The following is a 14,152-nucleotide window of genomic DNA, read 5'->3' on the forward strand; positions in this document are numbered from 1 at the left end:
GGCGCATGTCCTGGATGCTCGTCGCCGCCGTCCTGCTCGCCACCGCGGGCCTGCTGGTCCTGGGGATCCTCGCGATCCGGCTGTGGCTGGACGTGCGGGCGCTCGCCAAGGGCGTGGACACCGCCTCGCGGGCGCTGGCCACGGCGGCGGAAGAGCTGGCGGACGCGGTGCCGAGCCGGTCGTAGCGCCTCCGCGGTCCGGCCCGGCCGGGGCGTCGGCGGTACGGGGGCTGCTGCGCGCGGGCAGGGGCGGGTTACGCTCTCAGATGGCTCCTGAAACCGTGTACCGGGGGTCGCTGTCCTGTTCGGGCGGCCGTCGTCGTGGCGTCATCCGCAGCGGTTACCATCCGCAGCGGACGGCCCGTCGGGCCGCCATGACTGAAGGTGGTCGCGCATGCGTATCTCGATGACCGGGATCGTGGTGATCGTGGTCCTCGCCATCGTGCTGTTCGGAGCCAAGCGGCTGCCGGAGCTGGCGCGGTCGCTGGGACAGTCGCTGCGGATCCTGAAGAGCGAGGCCAAGGCGATGCGCACGGACGGCGAGTCCGAGGGGAGCGCCCCGGCGGCGCCGGCTGCTCCCGGGCAGGTGGACGGCGGCGCGGTCAGGACCGTCCAGGCCGCTCCGGGCGCGTCGGCCACGGCCCGTCCGGTGGCGGAGCCCGGCGCCGGGCCGTCGGCGTCCGACGGCGACCGCCCGCACTGAACGCGGCGCACACGGCGCACGTGACGCACGCGACTATCCATGGAGGCCCGTCGACCGGCGGGCCTCGACGCACGATGTGAGGACCGGGGTTGAGCAAGCTCTCCAAGGCGCCGACGGCGTCCAAGGCGTCGAAGGACCCTGAGGGGCGGATGGCCCTCGCCGACCATCTGCGGGAACTGCGCAACCGCGTGGTCAAGTCGGTCCTGGCCATCCTGGTGATCACGATCGTCGCGGCGGTCTACCACAAGCAGCTCGAGGAATTCCTGCTGAAGCCGCTGCCGCGCTGCACGAAGGACACCGCCGACCAGTTCCACGGCAAGTGCGCCCTCGTTTCCAACATCGGTCTGACCGCCGGTTTCACCTGGATGCTGAAGGTCTCGCTGACCGCCGGCGTGGTCGGGGCCGTGCCGGTCTGGCTCTACCAGGTCTGGGCCTTCGTGGCGCCCGGCCTGCACCGGCACGAGAAGAAGTACGCGGCCGTCTTCATCGCCTGCGGGGCCCCGCTCTTCCTGGCCGGCGTGGGCGCCGCGATCATGGTGCTGCCGGTCACGGTCGACGTGCTGCTCTCGTTCACGCCGAACAACACCACGCCGATCCTGCCGCCCGAGGACTACCTCGACATCGCCACCCGGATGGTGCTGGTCTTCGGCCTGGCCTTCGAGTTCCCGCTGCTGCTGGTGATGCTGAACCAGGTCGGCATCGTGACGGGCAAGCGGCTGCTCAGCTGGTGGCGCGGGATGGTCATGGGCATCACCGTGTTCGCCGCGTTCGCCACGCCGGGTGCCGACCCGTTCAGCATGCTGCTGCTGGCCGCGCCGATCTGGGCGCTGTACTTCCTCGCGGTCACCATCTCGCTGCTCAACGACCGGCGGAAGGCGCGCCGCAACCCGGACGCCGGGCTGGACGACGAGGAGGCCTCGCACCTGGACCTCACCGTCCAGCCGGTGGCCGGTGCGGAGACCGTCGAGGCCTCGGCGGCTCCGGCGGCCACCGCCGCCCCGGTGCCGGCCGCGCGCCACGAGCAGATGGACGACATCACCTGAGCCGACCTGTCCTGAGGGAGCCCCGGCCCGTCGCTCGCGAGCGGCGCGCCGGGGCTTTCCGCTGGTCGGGGCCCTTTCCGGGGCCTTCCGGGTGCCGGCCGGGCGCTAGCGGGGGTTTCGGCCGCGCGGTCTTGGCAGGGTGGATGGCATGTGACATATTACTGACGTGCTGAAGACCGAGAGACCTCCCCTGGATGTCGTCGTGGTCGGCGCCGGTGTGGTCGGCGCCGCCTGCGCCTACTACGCCGCCCGCGCCGGGCTCGCCGTCGCCGTCGTGGACCGCGGGCCGGTGGCCGGCGGCACCACCGGCGCGGGCGAGGGCAACCTGCTGGTCTCCGACAAGGAGCCCGGGCCCGAACTCGACCTCGCCCTGCTCAGCACCCGGCTCTGGGGCGAGCTCGCCGAGGACCTCGGCGCGGCCGTCGAGTACGAGCCCAAGGGCGGCGTGGTGGTCGCCTCCACCGCCGCCGGACAGGACGCGCTGCGGGCCTTCGCCGCCGGGCAGCGCGCCGTCGGAGTGGTCGCCGAGGAGGTGCCCGGCGAGCGGCTGCGAGAACTGGAACCGCACCTCGCCCCCGGCCTGGCCGGCGGCTTCCACTACCCGCAGGACGCCCAGGTCCAGCCCGCCCTGGCCGCCGCCCACCTGCTGCGCGAGGCCCGCCGGGCCGGCGCCGAGCTGATCACCGGGGAGACCGTGACCGCCGTCGACCGGGGGCCGGACGGCGCCGTGCGCGGCGTACGGACCGACCGCCGCCGACTGGCCGCGCCCGCCGTGGTGAACGCGGCCGGCACCTGGGGCGGCGAACTGGCCGCGCTGGCCGGAGTGCACCTGCCGGTGATGCCCCGGCGCGGCTTCGTCCTGGTCACCGAGCCGCTGCCGCGGGTCGTCCGGCACAAGGTCTACGCCGCTGACTACGTGGCCAACGTGGCCAGCGGATCGGCCGGGCTGGAGACCTCCGCCGTGATCGAGGGCACCCCGGGCGGACCGGTGCTGATCGGCGCCAGCCGGGAGCGGGTCGGCTTCGACCGCACGCTCTCCCAGGAAGTGCTGCGCCGCCTGGCCGGCCAGGCGGCGGAACTCTTCCCGCTGCTCGCCGACGTCGCCGTGCTACGCGCCTACCGGGGCTTCCGCCCGTACCTGCCGGACCACCTGCCGGCCATCGGCGCGGACCCCCGGGTGCCCGGGCTCTACCACGCCTGCGGGCACGAGGGGGCCGGCATCGGGCTGGCCCCGGCGACCGGGCTGCTGATCAGCGAACAGCTCACCGGCAAGCAGCCGGAGCTGGACCTCGCGCCGTTCCGCGCGGACCGGTTCCCGGCGGTCTGAGACCGACCCCGCGTGAGCTCGGGCCCCCGCGTGAGCTCGGGGCCCGGCATAGCTCGGGGCTCCGCATAGCTCGGGCCCGTAGGAGATTCCGTCCCGCATGAGATTCCGTCCTGGATTGGAGAAGCCGCCGATGCGCCGCCGCACCCCCGCCGGGCTGGTCGAGGCCGAGCCCGGGCCCGCCCACCACATCGAGTTCGACGGGCGGCCCGTCCCCGCGCTGCCCGGGCAGTCGATCGCCGCCGCGCTCTGGGCCGACGGCGTGCTCGCCTGGCGCACCACCCGGGTCGGCGGGAAGCCGCGCGGGGCGTTCTGCGGGATCGGCAGCTGCTTCGACTGCCTGGCCACCGTGGACGGCCGACCCAACCAGCGCACCTGCCTGCTCCCCGCCGAGCCCGGCACCACCGTCACCACCCAGGAGGGCCACGGCCGTGCCGACCTCGCCGTCTGACTCCTCGTCGTTCGACCCCTCGCCGTTCGACCCCCTGCCGTTCGACCTCGCGGTGGTCGGGGCCGGCCCGGCCGGGCTCGCCGCCGCCGTCACCGCCGCCGACCTCGGGCTGCGCTGCGTCCTGCTGGACGGCGGGCAGCACACCGGCGGGCAGTACTACCGCCACCCGGCGCCCGGCCTCGGCGCGGCCCGGCCGGACCGGCTGCACCACCACTGGTCCGCCTACACCGGCCTGGCCGACCGGCTCGCCGCCCACGAACGGGCCGGGCGGGCCGCCTTCCGGGCCGGGCACCAGGTCTGGGCGCTGGAGCGCTCCGGGGACGGCTTCGCGGCGCACGTCACCCGCGGGCCCGAGAGCAACGACCGGGCCACCGTCCGGTCCCGGTCGGTGCTGCTCGCCACCGGCGCGTACGAGCGGCAGCTGCCGTTCCCCGGCTGGACCCTGCCCGGGGTGGTCACCGCGGGCGGCGCGCAGGCGATGCTCAAGGCCGGGCTGGTGCTGCCCGGGCGACGGATCGTGGTCGCCGGGAGCGGGCCGCTGCTGCTCGCGGCGGCGTCCTCGCTGGTCACCGCCGGGGCCGAGGTGCCCGCGGTGGTCGAGGCCACCGCCTACCTCGGGTACGCGCGGCGGCCGGGCGTGCTGGCGGGCGTCCCCGGCAAGCTGGTCGAGGGCGCCGGGCACGGCGGCGCGCTGCTGCGGCACGGTGTCCGGCTGCGCCCGCGCAGCGCGGTGGTCGAGGCTCACGGGACGGACCGGGTCACCGGCGTCACGGTGGCCCGGCTGGACGCCGAGTGGCGGCCGGTGCCCGGCACCGAGCGGCGGATCGACTGCGACGCCCTAGCCGTCGGCCACGGCCTGCTGCCGCAGATCGACCTGGCCACCGAACTGGGCGCACGGACCCGTACCGGGCCGGACGGCGCGGTCGCACTGGCGGTCGACGCCCGGCTGCGTACCAGCGTGCCCGGCCTCTGGTCGGCGGGGGAGACCAACGGCGTCGGCGGCGCCGACCTCGCGCTCGCCGAGGGCGAGCTGGCCGCGTACGCGGTGGCCGGGGCGCTGCCGACGGCCGCGCTGCTGCGCCGCCGCTCGCGGCTGCGGGCCTTCGCCGAGCTGATGGCCGCCGCCCACCGGCCGGGCCCCGGCTGGACCGGGTGGCTGCGCCCGGACACCGACGTCTGCCGGTGCGAGGAGGTGCCGGTCGCGGCGATCCGGGAGGCCGTGGACGAGCTGGGCGCGGGCGATCCGCGCACCGTCAAGCTGCTCACCCGGGCCGGGATGGGCTGGTGCCAGGGGCGGATGTGCGGTCCGGCCGTGGCCTGCCTGGCCGGCTCGGGTGAGCCCGGACCGGACCGACGGCCGCTGGGCTGCCCGGTGCCGCTCTCGCAGTTGGCGGCGGGGCCCTCCCCGGAGTCGTAACGGGCCCGTTGTCGAACGTGACGGGCCGGGGACCTTGTCTCCGGCCTGTCCGCTCTTATAAAATGTCACACCTCACCAAGGAGTTCACCGTGTCCATCACCCCGCACGACACCACCCGTCCCTGGCGCGGCATCATGGTCGCCACCACGATCCCGCTGCGCCCGGACCACTCCGTCGACTACGACGCGTACGCCGAGCACGTCCGCTGGCTGATCGACTCCGGTTGCCAGGGCGTCGTCCCCAACGGCTCGCTGGGCGAGTACCAGACGCTCACCGCCGAGGAGCGCGCCCGGGTCGTCGAGGTGGCCGTCGAGGCGGCCGGCGACGGCTCGCGGGTCATGCCCGGTGTGGCCGCGTACGGCAGCGCCGAGTCCCGCCGCTGGGCCGAACAGGCCGCCGAGGCCGGCGCCGGCTCCGTCCTGCTGCTGCCGCCGAACGCCTACCGGGCCGACCACGCCTCGGTGCGCGCGCACTACGCCGAGGTCGCCAAGGCAGGCCTGCCGATCGTCGCGTACAACAACCCGATCGACACCAAGGTGGACCTCGTCCCCGCGCTGCTCGCCCAGCTGCACGGCGAGGGCTCGATCGTCGCGGTCAAGGAGTTCAGCGGGGACGTCCGCCGGGCGTACGAGATCGCCGAGCTGGCCCCCGGGCTGGACCTGCTGATCGGCGCCGACGACGTGCTGCTGGAGCTGGCGCTGGCCGGCGCGGTCGGCTGGATCGCCGGCTACCCGAACGCGCTGCCGGAGGCCTCCGTGGCGCTCTACGACGCCGCCGTCAAGCACGACCTGGAGACCGCGCTGCCGCTGTACAAGTCGCTGCACTCGCTGCTGCGCTGGGACTCCAAGACCGAGTTCGTCCAGGCGATCAAGCTCTCGATGGACCTCGCCGGGCGCCCCGGCGGTCCGGTCCGGGCCCCGCGCCAGCCGCTCACCCCGGAGGTCGAGGCGGCCGTGCGCGCGGCCACCGAGAAGGCGCTCGCCGAGGGCCTCGCCTGAGGCTGCCCTCGGTCCGGTGGCCTCGGACTGAGGTTGCCGCTCGGTCCGGTGACCCCGGACTTCCCGGCCGGCTGCGGGGGCAGCCGGCCAGGCCCCCATCAACCACCAGAACCTGTACGGGAGTTGTGACCCATGCGCAGCCGTCACGTGTTCCACGCCGTCGACTCGCACACCGAGGGCATGCCGACCCGGGTGATCACCGGCGGCTTCGGCGTCATCCCGGGCGCCACCATGGCCGAGCGCCGGGTGCACTTCCAGCAGCACCTGGACCGCTTCCGCACCCTGCTGATGTACGAGCCGCGCGGCCACGCGGCGATGAGCGGCGCCATCCTCCAGCCGCCCACCCGGCCGGACGCCGACTTCGGCGTGCTCTACATCGAGGTCTCCGGGCTGCTGCCGATGTGCGGGCACGGCACCATCGGGGTCGCCACCGTGCTGGTCGAGACCGGGATGGTGCCGGTCGTCGAGCCGGTCACCACCGTACGGCTGGACACCCCGGCCGGGCTGGTGATCGCCGAGGTGCACGTCGAGGACGGCGCCGCCAAGGCGGTGACCATCCGCAACGTGCCCTCCTACTCGGTCGCGCTGGACCGCAAGATCGAGGTGCCCGGCTACGGCACCGTGACCTACGACCTCGCGTACGGCGGCAACTTCTACGCCATCCTGCCGCTCGCCGAGTTCGGGCTGCCCTTCGAGCGCGAGCGCAAGCAGGAGATCCTGGACGCGGGCCTCGCGATGATGGACGCGATCAACGCCGGCCCCGACCGGCCGGTCCACCCGGAGGACCCGTCCATCCACAGCTGCCACCACGTCCAGCTGCTCGCCCCCGGCTCCACCGCCGAGCACTCCCGGCACGCCATGGCCATCCACCCCGGCTGGTTCGACCGCTCGCCCTGCGGCACCGGCACCTCGGCGCGGATGGCCCAGCTGCACGCGCGCGGGGAACTGCCGCTCGGGCAGGACTTCCGCAACGACTCCTTCATCGGCACGACCTTCGTCGGGCGGCTGGTCGAGGGCACCGAGGTGGCCGGGCGGCCCGCCGTGGTGCCCACCGTCACCGGGCGGGCCTGGGTCACCGGCACCGCCCAGTACTTCCTCGACCCGAGCGACCCTTTCCCGGCGGGGTTCCTGCTGTAAGCCCCGCCTGCTCCGACCCGGCGGGCTTCCCGCTCTGACCCCCCCCTGAAGGGCTGCTAGTCGTGACCATCACCTCGTACAACCCCGCCGACCCGGACGACCTCGTGGTCGCCGTCGAGGAACCCGGCGCCGAGGCCGTACGGGCCGCCGTCGGGCGGGCCCGGACGGCGCAGGCCGGCTGGCTCGCGGCCGGCGCGGGCGCCCGGTCGGCGGCACTCGGCCGGATCGCCGACGCGGTCGAGGCGCACGCGGAGGAACTCACCGCGCTGATCGTGCGCGAGGTCGGCAAGCCGCTCGCCGAGGCGCGCGGCGAGGTCGCCCGGACCGCCGCGATCTGGCGCTACTACGCGCAGGCGCCGTACGCGCCCTCCGGGGCGGTGCACGAGACCGCCGCCGGGCCCGGCCTGCTGCTCACCCGGCGCCGCCCGTACGGGGTGGCCGGGCTGATCGCGCCGTGGAACTTCCCGCTGGCGATCCCGAGTTGGAAGGCCGCTCCGGCGCTGGCGGTGGGCAATACGGTGGTCCTCAAGCCGGCCCCCGAGGCGACGGCGTGCGCGCTGCGGCTCGCCGAGCTGGCTCTCGCCGCCGGGCTGCCCGCCGAGGTGTTCACGGTGGTGCCCGGCGGGGCGGAGGAGGGCACGGCGCTGGTCGACGCGGCGGACGTGGTCTCCTTCACCGGCTCGACCGGGGTCGGCCGCGCCGTGGTGCGCGCCGCGACCGAGCGCGGGGTGCCGGTGCAGGCCGAACTCGGCGGACTGAACGCCGCGTTGGTGCTTCCCGACGCCGACATCGCCCAGGCCGCCGGCCACATCGCGGCTGCCATCGCCGGGTACGCCGGGCAGAAGTGCACCGCCACCAGCCGGGTGATCGCGGTCGGCGCCGCGTACGAGCCGCTGCGCGAGGCCCTCGTCAAGGCGCTGGCGGCGGTCGACGACTCGGTGTGCGGGCCGGTGGTCAACTCCGGCGCCCGGGACCGGCTCACCCGCGCCGTCGGCTCGGCCGTCGAAGCCGGGGCGAACGTGCTCACCGGCGGCGGGGTGCCCGAGCGGGCCGGCTGGTACGTCGAGCCCACCCTGCTCGCCGACGTGCCGGCCGAACACCCGCTGGCCCGCGAGGAGTTCTTCGGCCCGATCGCCGTGCTGCACGCCGCCGCCGACCTGGACGCGGCGATCGCGCTCGCCAACGACACCCCGCACAGCCTCTCCACCTCGGTGCACACCGGCAGCCTGGACGTGGCGCTGGCCGCCGCCGACCGGCTGGACGCGGGGATGATCCGGGTCAACGCCCCCTCCAGCGGCGTCGACTTCCACCTGCCCTTCGGCGGGGCCAAGGGCGCGAGCCACGGCGAACGCGAACAGGGCCAGGCCGCACTGGACTTCTACACCGTCAGCCGGACCGTCAGCGTGCTGCCCGGCGGAGGCGCCTGATGTACGTCCGCACCGTCGACTACCACACCGCCGGCGAGCCGTTCCGGATCGTGCTGGACGGCGCGCCCGTGATCCCCGGCGACACCGTCGCCGAACGGCGGGCCATCGCGCTCGGCGCCGGCGGCAGCGCCACCGCGCCCCGCCCCAGCGCGCTGGACGAGGTCCGGCAGCTGCTCACCCGCGAGCCGCGCGGCCACGCCGGGATGTACGGCGGATTCCTGGTGCCGCCGGACGACGACGAGGCGCACCTGGGCGTGCTGTTCTGGCACAAGGACGGCTACTCGACGGCCTGCGGGCACGGCACCATCGCGCTCGGCGCCTGGGCGGTCGACTCCGGACTGGTGGCCGCCCCCGAGGACGGCGTGGCGCGGGTGCGGATCGACGTGCCCTCCGGCCGGGTCACCGCGCTGGTGCACCGGGCCGGCGGGCGGACCACCGGCGTCACCTTCCGCAACGTGCCCACCCGGGTGAGCGCGCTGAAACTGCCGGTGGAGACCTCGCGCGGAACGGTGGAGGTCGCGGTCGCGCACTCCGGCGCCTGCTACGCCTCGGTGCCGGCCGCTTCGCTGGGGCTGGCCGTGGAACCCGCTCAGCTACCCGAACTCACCGCCTTGGGGCGGGAGATCAGGGCGGCGCTGGCCGGCGCGGAGGCCGTGGCGCACCCCACCGACCCCCGGCTGTCGGGGGTGTACGGGGTGATCCTGTACGACGAACTCCCGCCGGGCGAACTCCCCTCGCTGGAAGGGGTGTTGAACCAGCGGAACGTCACCGTCTTCGCGGACGGGCAGATCGACCGCTCGCCCTGCGGCTCCGGCACCTCCGCCCGGCTCGCGGTGCTCGCCGCCGAGGGACGGCTGGCGCCGGGGGAGCCGCTGCGGCACGAGTCCGTCATCGGCACGGTGTTCACCGGCCGGGTGCTCCCGGGCGGTGACCCGCTGGGCGAGGGCGTCGTCACCGAGGTCGGCGGGACGGCCTGCCGCACCGGCGAGCACGGCTTCGTCCTGGAGCCGGGCGACGAACTGGGGACGGGGTTCCTCCTGTGAGTCCAACTGCAAGTCCCGGTAGGGCGGTTGTGCCGCTCCAGTACGCCGTACCGGGCACCGGCGGAGTCGGGCCCGCCGGGGCGGTGGGGGCGATCGAGCGGGTGCTGCTGGACGGGTTCGACCCGGAGGCCGCACCCGCCCGGTCCGCCGTACCGGTGCCGGCCGGCGAGTTGCTGCTGATGCCGGCCGCCGCCGGACCGTACGCGGGCGTGAAGATCGCCGGGGTCGCCCCCGCCAACCCGGAACGGGGGCTGCCCCGCATCACCGGCAGCTACCTGCTGCTGGACGGGCCCACCCTGCAACCGCTCGCGCTGCTGGACGGCGCCGCGCTCACCGCACTGCGCACGCCGGCCGTCACCGCCGCCGCGCTGCGACGGCTGGCGGTGCCGGAGGCCGAACACCTGGTGCTGTTCGGCTCCGGGCCGCAGGCGTACGGGCATCTGGACGCGCTGCTGGCCGTCCGGCCGCTGACCCGGCTCACGGTGGTCGCACGCCGGGCCGAGGGGGCCGCGGCGCTGGTCGCGTACGGGCAGCGGCTCGGGCTGACGGCCGCCGTCGGCGGGCCGGAGGCGGTCGCGGAGGCGGACCTGGTGGTCTGCTGCACCACCGCGCGCACGCCGCTGTTCGACGGCGCGCTGGTGCCCGCGCACGCGGCGGTGGCGGCCGTCGGCTCACACGAGCCGGACGCGCGGGAGGTCGACGAGGCGCTCGTCGGACGCGCCGAGCTGTACGTCGAAGCCCGGTCGGTCGCGGCCCGGGAAGCCGGGGACCTGCTGATGGCGGGCGTGGCCGGGCGGCAGGTGTGGAACCTCGCCGAACTGGTGCGCGGCGACGCGCTGGTGCCGACCGGGCGGCCGCGGTTCTTCAAGAGCGTCGGGATGGCGTGGGAGGACCTCGCGGTCGCGGCGGAGGTGTACCGGGCGGGCGGCGGCCAGGCGTCGTAGCGGGTCGGTCGAGGCGGCCCGGCCGCAGCTGGTCGGCCGCTGCGGCCCGGTCGTGGCGGTCCGGTTGTTCGGACGGCCGTCGTGCGGCGCTGCCTCGATCGGCAAGTCCGTTGCTCCTGACGCTGGTCGGGAGTTGTGAAGCTGAAGTCGGCCCGGCGGGAAGGGATCCCCCGCCGGGCCGACTTCTTCGCGTTTCAGCCCTGGTCGCGGGTGTAGGTGGCGAGCAGGCGGGCCAGGTGCTTGCCGGTGACCAGCAGGGGCTCCTCGCTGCGGGCGACCTGCGCGGCGAGCTCGGCGCCCTCGAGGATGTTGATCACCGTGCCGGCCAGTTCGCGGGCGTCCTGCGCGTCGATGCCGGCGGCGCGCAGCCGTTCCTCCACGATGGCCCGCCAGTTGGCGAAGGCCTCGGTCACGGCCTGCTCGATCACCGGTACCCGGCCGACCGTCTCCAGGGCGGTGGTGGTGATCGGGCAGCCGTCCTGCCAGTCGGAGGCACGCAGTTCGGTGGCCAGCATCCGGGTACAGGCGGTCATCGCCTCGCCGAGGTCCGCCGAGGAGTCCAGTCCGGCGCGCAGCAGGACGGCGAACTCCTTGTCCCCGTGCCGGATCGCCTCGGCGGCCAACTCCTGCTTGCCGCCAGGGAAGAAGTGGTAGACGGAGCCGAGGGTGGCCTCGGCCTCGCGGGAGATCTGCTTGATCCCGGTGCCCTCGTACCCCTGGCGCTGCAGCAGCCGGGAGGTGGCCCGGACGATCCGCTCGCGGGTGCCGACGGTGGTGGTCTTCTCGGGCGTCTCGGACGTCTTCACGGCGTGATCCTAGCCGAAATATGAATAGAGCGTTCGTTCCAGAGCTGTGTTAGCGTCAGCTCCATCGCTCTGGATAGAGCGTTCGTTCCAGCGGAGGGGTAGACGTATGTCCGTCGAGAAGCAGTCGGAGCAGCGGCCGGAGCAGCAGCCGGAGCGATCGGTGACGGTGATCGGGCTCGGCCCGATGGGGCAGGCCATGGCCGGGGCGTTCCTGGACGCCGGGTACGCCGTCACCGTGTGGAACCGTACGGCCGCGCGGGCCGATGAACCGGTCGCCAGGGGTGCGGAGTTGGCGTCGAGTGCGGAAGCGGCGGTGGCGGCGAACGAGCTGGTGGTCCTCAGCCTCACCGACTACGACGCGGTGTTCACCGTGCTGGAGTCGCTGGACCCGGCCGTGCTCAAGGGCAAGGCCGTCGTCAACCTCAGCTCCGACACCCCCGAGCGGGCCCGCGAGGCCGCCCGCCGGCTCGCCGAGCACGGGGCCGGACACCTGACCGGCGGGGTGCAGACGCCGCCGTCCGGCATCGGCAGCCCCGAGTCGTCCACCTTCTACAGCGGCCCGGTCGAGCTGTTCCAGCGGCACCGGGCCGCCCTGGAGGTCCTCACCGGGGCCGACTACCGGGGCGACGACCCCGGGCTGGCACAGTTGTACTACCAGATCCAGATGGACCTGTTCTGGACCTCCATGGTCGGCTACCTGCATGCCACGGCGATCGCCGAAGCCAACGGCATCTCGGCCGAGGAGTTCCTGCCGTACCTGAGCTCGACGGCCGCCTCGCTCCCCGGCTTCCAGGCGTTCTACGCGCCGCGGATCACCGCCGGGGACCACCGCGGGGACGTCGACCGGATGGCGATGGCGCTCGCCAGCATCGAGCACGTCCGGCACACCGCGGAGGCCTCCGGAGTGGACGGCGCACTGCCGGCGCTGCTGGCGGAGGCGTTCCGGCGCGGCGTCGAGAGCGGCAACGGCGCGGCGAGCCTGACCGCGCTGGTCGGGCAGTTCCGCCGGGCGTAGCCCGGTCCCGTACGGCAGATCGTGTGCCGTCGGCCGTTGTCACGGTCGGCGGCCGCTGCCACCATGGGTTTCGGCGGCTGACGGGTTGTTTGAATCGCGGACTGTTGCGTACTCAACGTAACGTGACATTGTACACTGGTGTTCTGCACCCACCCGGAGGAACACCATGGCCGACCTCAAACCCCGCACCCTGATCTCCGTCCAGGAGCGGCTTCGCGACCAGGTCGCCCACGCACTCCGGGCGGCTCTGATCTCCGGCGAACTGCGCCCCGGCGTCGTCTACTCCGCGCCCGCCCTCGCCGCCGACTTCGGCGTCTCCGCCACCCCCGTCCGCGAGGCCATGCTCGACCTCGCCCGCGAGGGTCTCGTCGAGGCCGTCCGCAACAAGGGCTTCCGGGTCACCGAACTCACCGAACGCGACCTGGACGACTACACCGAGATCCGCGCCCTGATCGAGGTCCCGACCGTCGGCCGGGTCACGCAGACGGCGACGAAGGAGCAGCTGGAGCGGCTGCGCCCGCAGGCGGAGGCGATCGTCGCGGCCGCACGCAAGCACGACCTGATCGGCTACCTGGAGGCCGACCGGCAGTTCCACCTCGACCTGCTGGGGCTCGCGGGCAACGCGCGGCTGGTCGACGTCGTCGGCGACCTGCGCAAGCGCTCGCGCCTGTACGGGCTCAACCGGCTCGACGAGCGCGGCGAGCTGGTCTCCTCGGCGGAGGAGCACCTGGAACTGCTCGACCTGATGATCGCGGGCGACGTGGCGGCGGCGGAGGCCTGCATGACCCGCCACCTCAGCCACGTCCGCTCCCTGTGGGCCGGCCAGGACGAGGCGGCGGAGCCGGAGCGGCCGGCGCTGCGCCTGCGGGCCCGGTAGGGGCTAAACCGCCCGTTCGGGTGAAGACTGAGGATCGGGCGTCGGGGGGCGCCCGGGCTCTACGATGATGCTCTCGACATCGGCAGCCAGGAGGAATTCCATGTCCGCCGCAGCAGTGGAAGAGCCGTTCGAGCAGCAGACGCTGCTCGAAACCGCCGAGCTGATCTCCAAGCAGTTCGTGGGGCACCGGGTCGAGATCCTCGGAGGACAGATCACAGTGACGCCGCCTCCCGACGGGCCGCACGGGGAAACGCTCACGGACCTCATGATCCCGTTGTGGGCTGCAGGGCTTCACGGTGACACATCTCGAGTGGTCCAGGGGATGGGTATGTGGCTGCCAGGAGGCCCGTCCGATTACGCGATTCCCGACCTGTCTCTTGTCGATGCCGACTATCGGGACCATCTGATCGAGCATAATTGCTATGATCCGGCGGTCTTTCGGTTGGTCGTAGAGGTCACGTCCTCCAACCATCTATCTGATGTCAAGATCAAGCCGGGAATCTATGCCGAAGCGGGAGTGCCCGTTTACGTCATCGTCGACCGTAAGAACCTGAAGGTCATGGTTCTTACCGAGCCACGAGATGGCGAGTACCGGGTGCATGCCGTCCACCACCCGGGCCAGTCGTTCACGTTGCCGGAGTCGATCGGCGCGTCGGTGACGCTGTCGGTGGACGACGTGCTGACTGCCAAGAAGTAGTGCCGTACTCCGTGCTCGGTATGGCCGAGGCTCTCTTCGAGCGGTTCCCCGAGCACCGGGTGGAGGTGCTGGGTGGTGAGGTGTCGGTCGACCCGTTGCCGGACGGGCGGCATGCCCGGGCAGTCGTTCACCCTGCCCGGGACGTCGGTGGCACTGAACGTGGACGAGCTCTTCTCCTAACCTCGCGCTTTCATGAAGCGGGCTGTCCGGCAGGTGATCAGATAGGCGAAAAGTGCCTCTGACCAGCGAGAATAAGGATTGTCTAGGCCCT

The 14,152-nt window shown here is 73.7% G+C and carries 15 protein-coding genes; 14 read left to right on the forward strand and 1 reads right to left on the reverse strand.

All coding sequences use genetic code 11. The features are described 5' to 3' along the window. Window positions 1-5 precede the first annotated feature (5 nt). From ACZ52J_RS38605 to ACZ52J_RS38655, 11 genes are all read left to right on the forward strand, one after another. On the forward strand, window positions 6-185 hold the full coding sequence (locus tag ACZ52J_RS38605) for a hypothetical protein (RefSeq protein WP_360498272.1): 180 nt from the start codon (window positions 6-8) through the stop codon (window positions 183-185). A 208-nt stretch (window positions 186-393) separates the two neighbouring features. After that, window positions 394-702 (forward strand): Sec-independent protein translocase subunit TatA, encoded by a 309-nt coding sequence (gene tatA, locus ACZ52J_RS38610; RefSeq protein ID WP_465625566.1) that lies wholly within the window; start codon window positions 394-396, stop codon window positions 700-702. 149 nt (window positions 703-851) lie between these two features. Continuing rightward, window positions 852-1,745 carry a twin-arginine translocase subunit TatC gene (gene tatC, locus ACZ52J_RS38615; RefSeq protein WP_465625590.1) on the forward strand — a complete coding sequence of 298 codons (894 nt, stop codon included), beginning with the start codon at window positions 852-854 and terminating at the stop codon, window positions 1,743-1,745. A 166-nt stretch (window positions 1,746-1,911) separates the two neighbouring features. Further along, window positions 1,912-3,072, forward strand: a complete 1,161-nt coding sequence (locus tag ACZ52J_RS38620; protein ID WP_465625568.1) for an NAD(P)/FAD-dependent oxidoreductase — start codon at window positions 1,912-1,914, stop codon at window positions 3,070-3,072. A 97-nt stretch (window positions 3,073-3,169) separates the two neighbouring features. Next, window positions 3,170-3,520 (forward strand): (2Fe-2S)-binding protein, encoded by a 351-nt coding sequence (locus tag ACZ52J_RS38625; RefSeq protein ID WP_465625570.1) that lies wholly within the window; start codon window positions 3,170-3,172, stop codon window positions 3,518-3,520. Then, a complete protein-coding gene (locus tag ACZ52J_RS38630) occupies window positions 3,501-4,937 on the forward strand; it encodes an FAD/NAD(P)-dependent oxidoreductase (RefSeq protein WP_465625571.1) in 1,437 nt (478 codons plus the stop codon). Before ACZ52J_RS38625 ends, ACZ52J_RS38630 begins: the two co-directional genes overlap by 20 nt. Before the next feature lie 62 nt (window positions 4,938-4,999). Continuing rightward, on the forward strand, window positions 5,000-5,935 hold the full coding sequence (locus tag ACZ52J_RS38635; protein WP_465625572.1) for a dihydrodipicolinate synthase family protein: 936 nt from the start codon (window positions 5,000-5,002) through the stop codon (window positions 5,933-5,935). Window positions 5,936-6,067: 132 nt separating this feature from the next. Next, on the forward strand, window positions 6,068-7,072 hold the full coding sequence (locus ACZ52J_RS38640; RefSeq protein ID WP_465625574.1) for a proline racemase family protein: 1,005 nt from the start codon (window positions 6,068-6,070) through the stop codon (window positions 7,070-7,072). 62 nt (window positions 7,073-7,134) lie between these two features. Beyond that, complete coding sequence (locus ACZ52J_RS38645; protein WP_360498284.1) at window positions 7,135-8,499, forward strand: aldehyde dehydrogenase family protein; 1,365 nt, start codon at window positions 7,135-7,137, stop codon at window positions 8,497-8,499. Beyond that, on the forward strand, window positions 8,499-9,542 hold the full coding sequence (locus ACZ52J_RS38650; RefSeq protein WP_465625577.1) for a proline racemase family protein: 1,044 nt from the start codon (window positions 8,499-8,501) through the stop codon (window positions 9,540-9,542). Before ACZ52J_RS38645 ends, ACZ52J_RS38650 begins: the two co-directional genes overlap by 1 nt. Window positions 9,543-9,571: 29 nt before the next feature. Then, the gene (locus tag ACZ52J_RS38655) at window positions 9,572-10,486 is read left to right on the forward strand and encodes an ornithine cyclodeaminase family protein (protein WP_465625579.1); all 915 of its coding nucleotides are present in this window, start codon (window positions 9,572-9,574) and stop codon (window positions 10,484-10,486) included. Window positions 10,487-10,680: 194 nt separating this feature from the next. Here the strand turns inward: ACZ52J_RS38655 and ACZ52J_RS38660 are convergent, their stop codons facing one another. Beyond that, a complete protein-coding gene (locus ACZ52J_RS38660) occupies window positions 10,681-11,292 on the reverse strand; it encodes a TetR/AcrR family transcriptional regulator (protein ID WP_465625581.1) in 612 nt (203 codons plus the stop codon). Window positions 11,293-11,398: 106 nt separating this feature from the next. On the opposite strand from ACZ52J_RS38660, the gene ACZ52J_RS38665 reads away from it, so the two are divergent. The 3 genes from ACZ52J_RS38665 (at window position 11,399) to ACZ52J_RS38675 (ending at window position 13,881) form a co-directional block, all read left to right on the forward strand. Next, complete coding sequence (locus tag ACZ52J_RS38665; protein ID WP_465625583.1) at window positions 11,399-12,307, forward strand: NAD(P)-dependent oxidoreductase; 909 nt, start codon at window positions 11,399-11,401, stop codon at window positions 12,305-12,307. A 166-nt stretch (window positions 12,308-12,473) separates the two neighbouring features. Beyond that, window positions 12,474-13,184, forward strand: coding sequence for a GntR family transcriptional regulator (locus ACZ52J_RS38670; protein WP_360498294.1), 711 nt, complete (start codon window positions 12,474-12,476; stop codon window positions 13,182-13,184). 100 nt (window positions 13,185-13,284) lie between these two features. After that, window positions 13,285-13,881, forward strand: a complete 597-nt coding sequence (locus ACZ52J_RS38675) for a Uma2 family endonuclease (RefSeq protein WP_465625585.1) — start codon at window positions 13,285-13,287, stop codon at window positions 13,879-13,881. The last annotated feature ends 271 nt before the right edge of the window (window positions 13,882-14,152 follow it).

The sequence above is a fragment of the Kitasatospora sp. NPDC034035 genome (assembly GCF_055575755.1).

Bases quoted from the DNA above. Each gene is read 5' to 3' on its own strand.
- ACZ52J_RS38605 (WP_360498272.1), top strand. From the start codon at position 6: ATGTCCTGGATGCTCGTCGCCGCCGTCCTGCTCGCCACCGCGGGCCTG.
- tatA (WP_465625566.1), top strand. From the start codon at position 394: ATGCGTATCTCGATGACCGGGATCGTGGTGATCGTGGTCCTCGCCATC.
- tatC (WP_465625590.1), top strand. From the start codon at position 852: ATGGCCCTCGCCGACCATCTGCGGGAACTGCGCAACCGCGTGGTCAAG.
- ACZ52J_RS38625 (WP_465625570.1), top strand. From the start codon at position 3,170: ATGAGATTCCGTCCTGGATTGGAGAAGCCGCCGATGCGCCGCCGCACC.
- ACZ52J_RS38635 (WP_465625572.1), top strand. From the start codon at position 5,000: ATGTCACACCTCACCAAGGAGTTCACCGTGTCCATCACCCCGCACGAC.
- ACZ52J_RS38640 (WP_465625574.1), top strand. From the start codon at position 6,068: ATGCGCAGCCGTCACGTGTTCCACGCCGTCGACTCGCACACCGAGGGC.
- ACZ52J_RS38650 (WP_465625577.1), top strand. From the start codon at position 8,499: ATGTACGTCCGCACCGTCGACTACCACACCGCCGGCGAGCCGTTCCGG.
- ACZ52J_RS38665 (WP_465625583.1), top strand. From the start codon at position 11,399: ATGTCCGTCGAGAAGCAGTCGGAGCAGCGGCCGGAGCAGCAGCCGGAG.
- ACZ52J_RS38670 (WP_360498294.1), top strand. From the start codon at position 12,474: ATGGCCGACCTCAAACCCCGCACCCTGATCTCCGTCCAGGAGCGGCTT.
- ACZ52J_RS38675 (WP_465625585.1), top strand. From the start codon at position 13,285: ATGTCCGCCGCAGCAGTGGAAGAGCCGTTCGAGCAGCAGACGCTGCTC.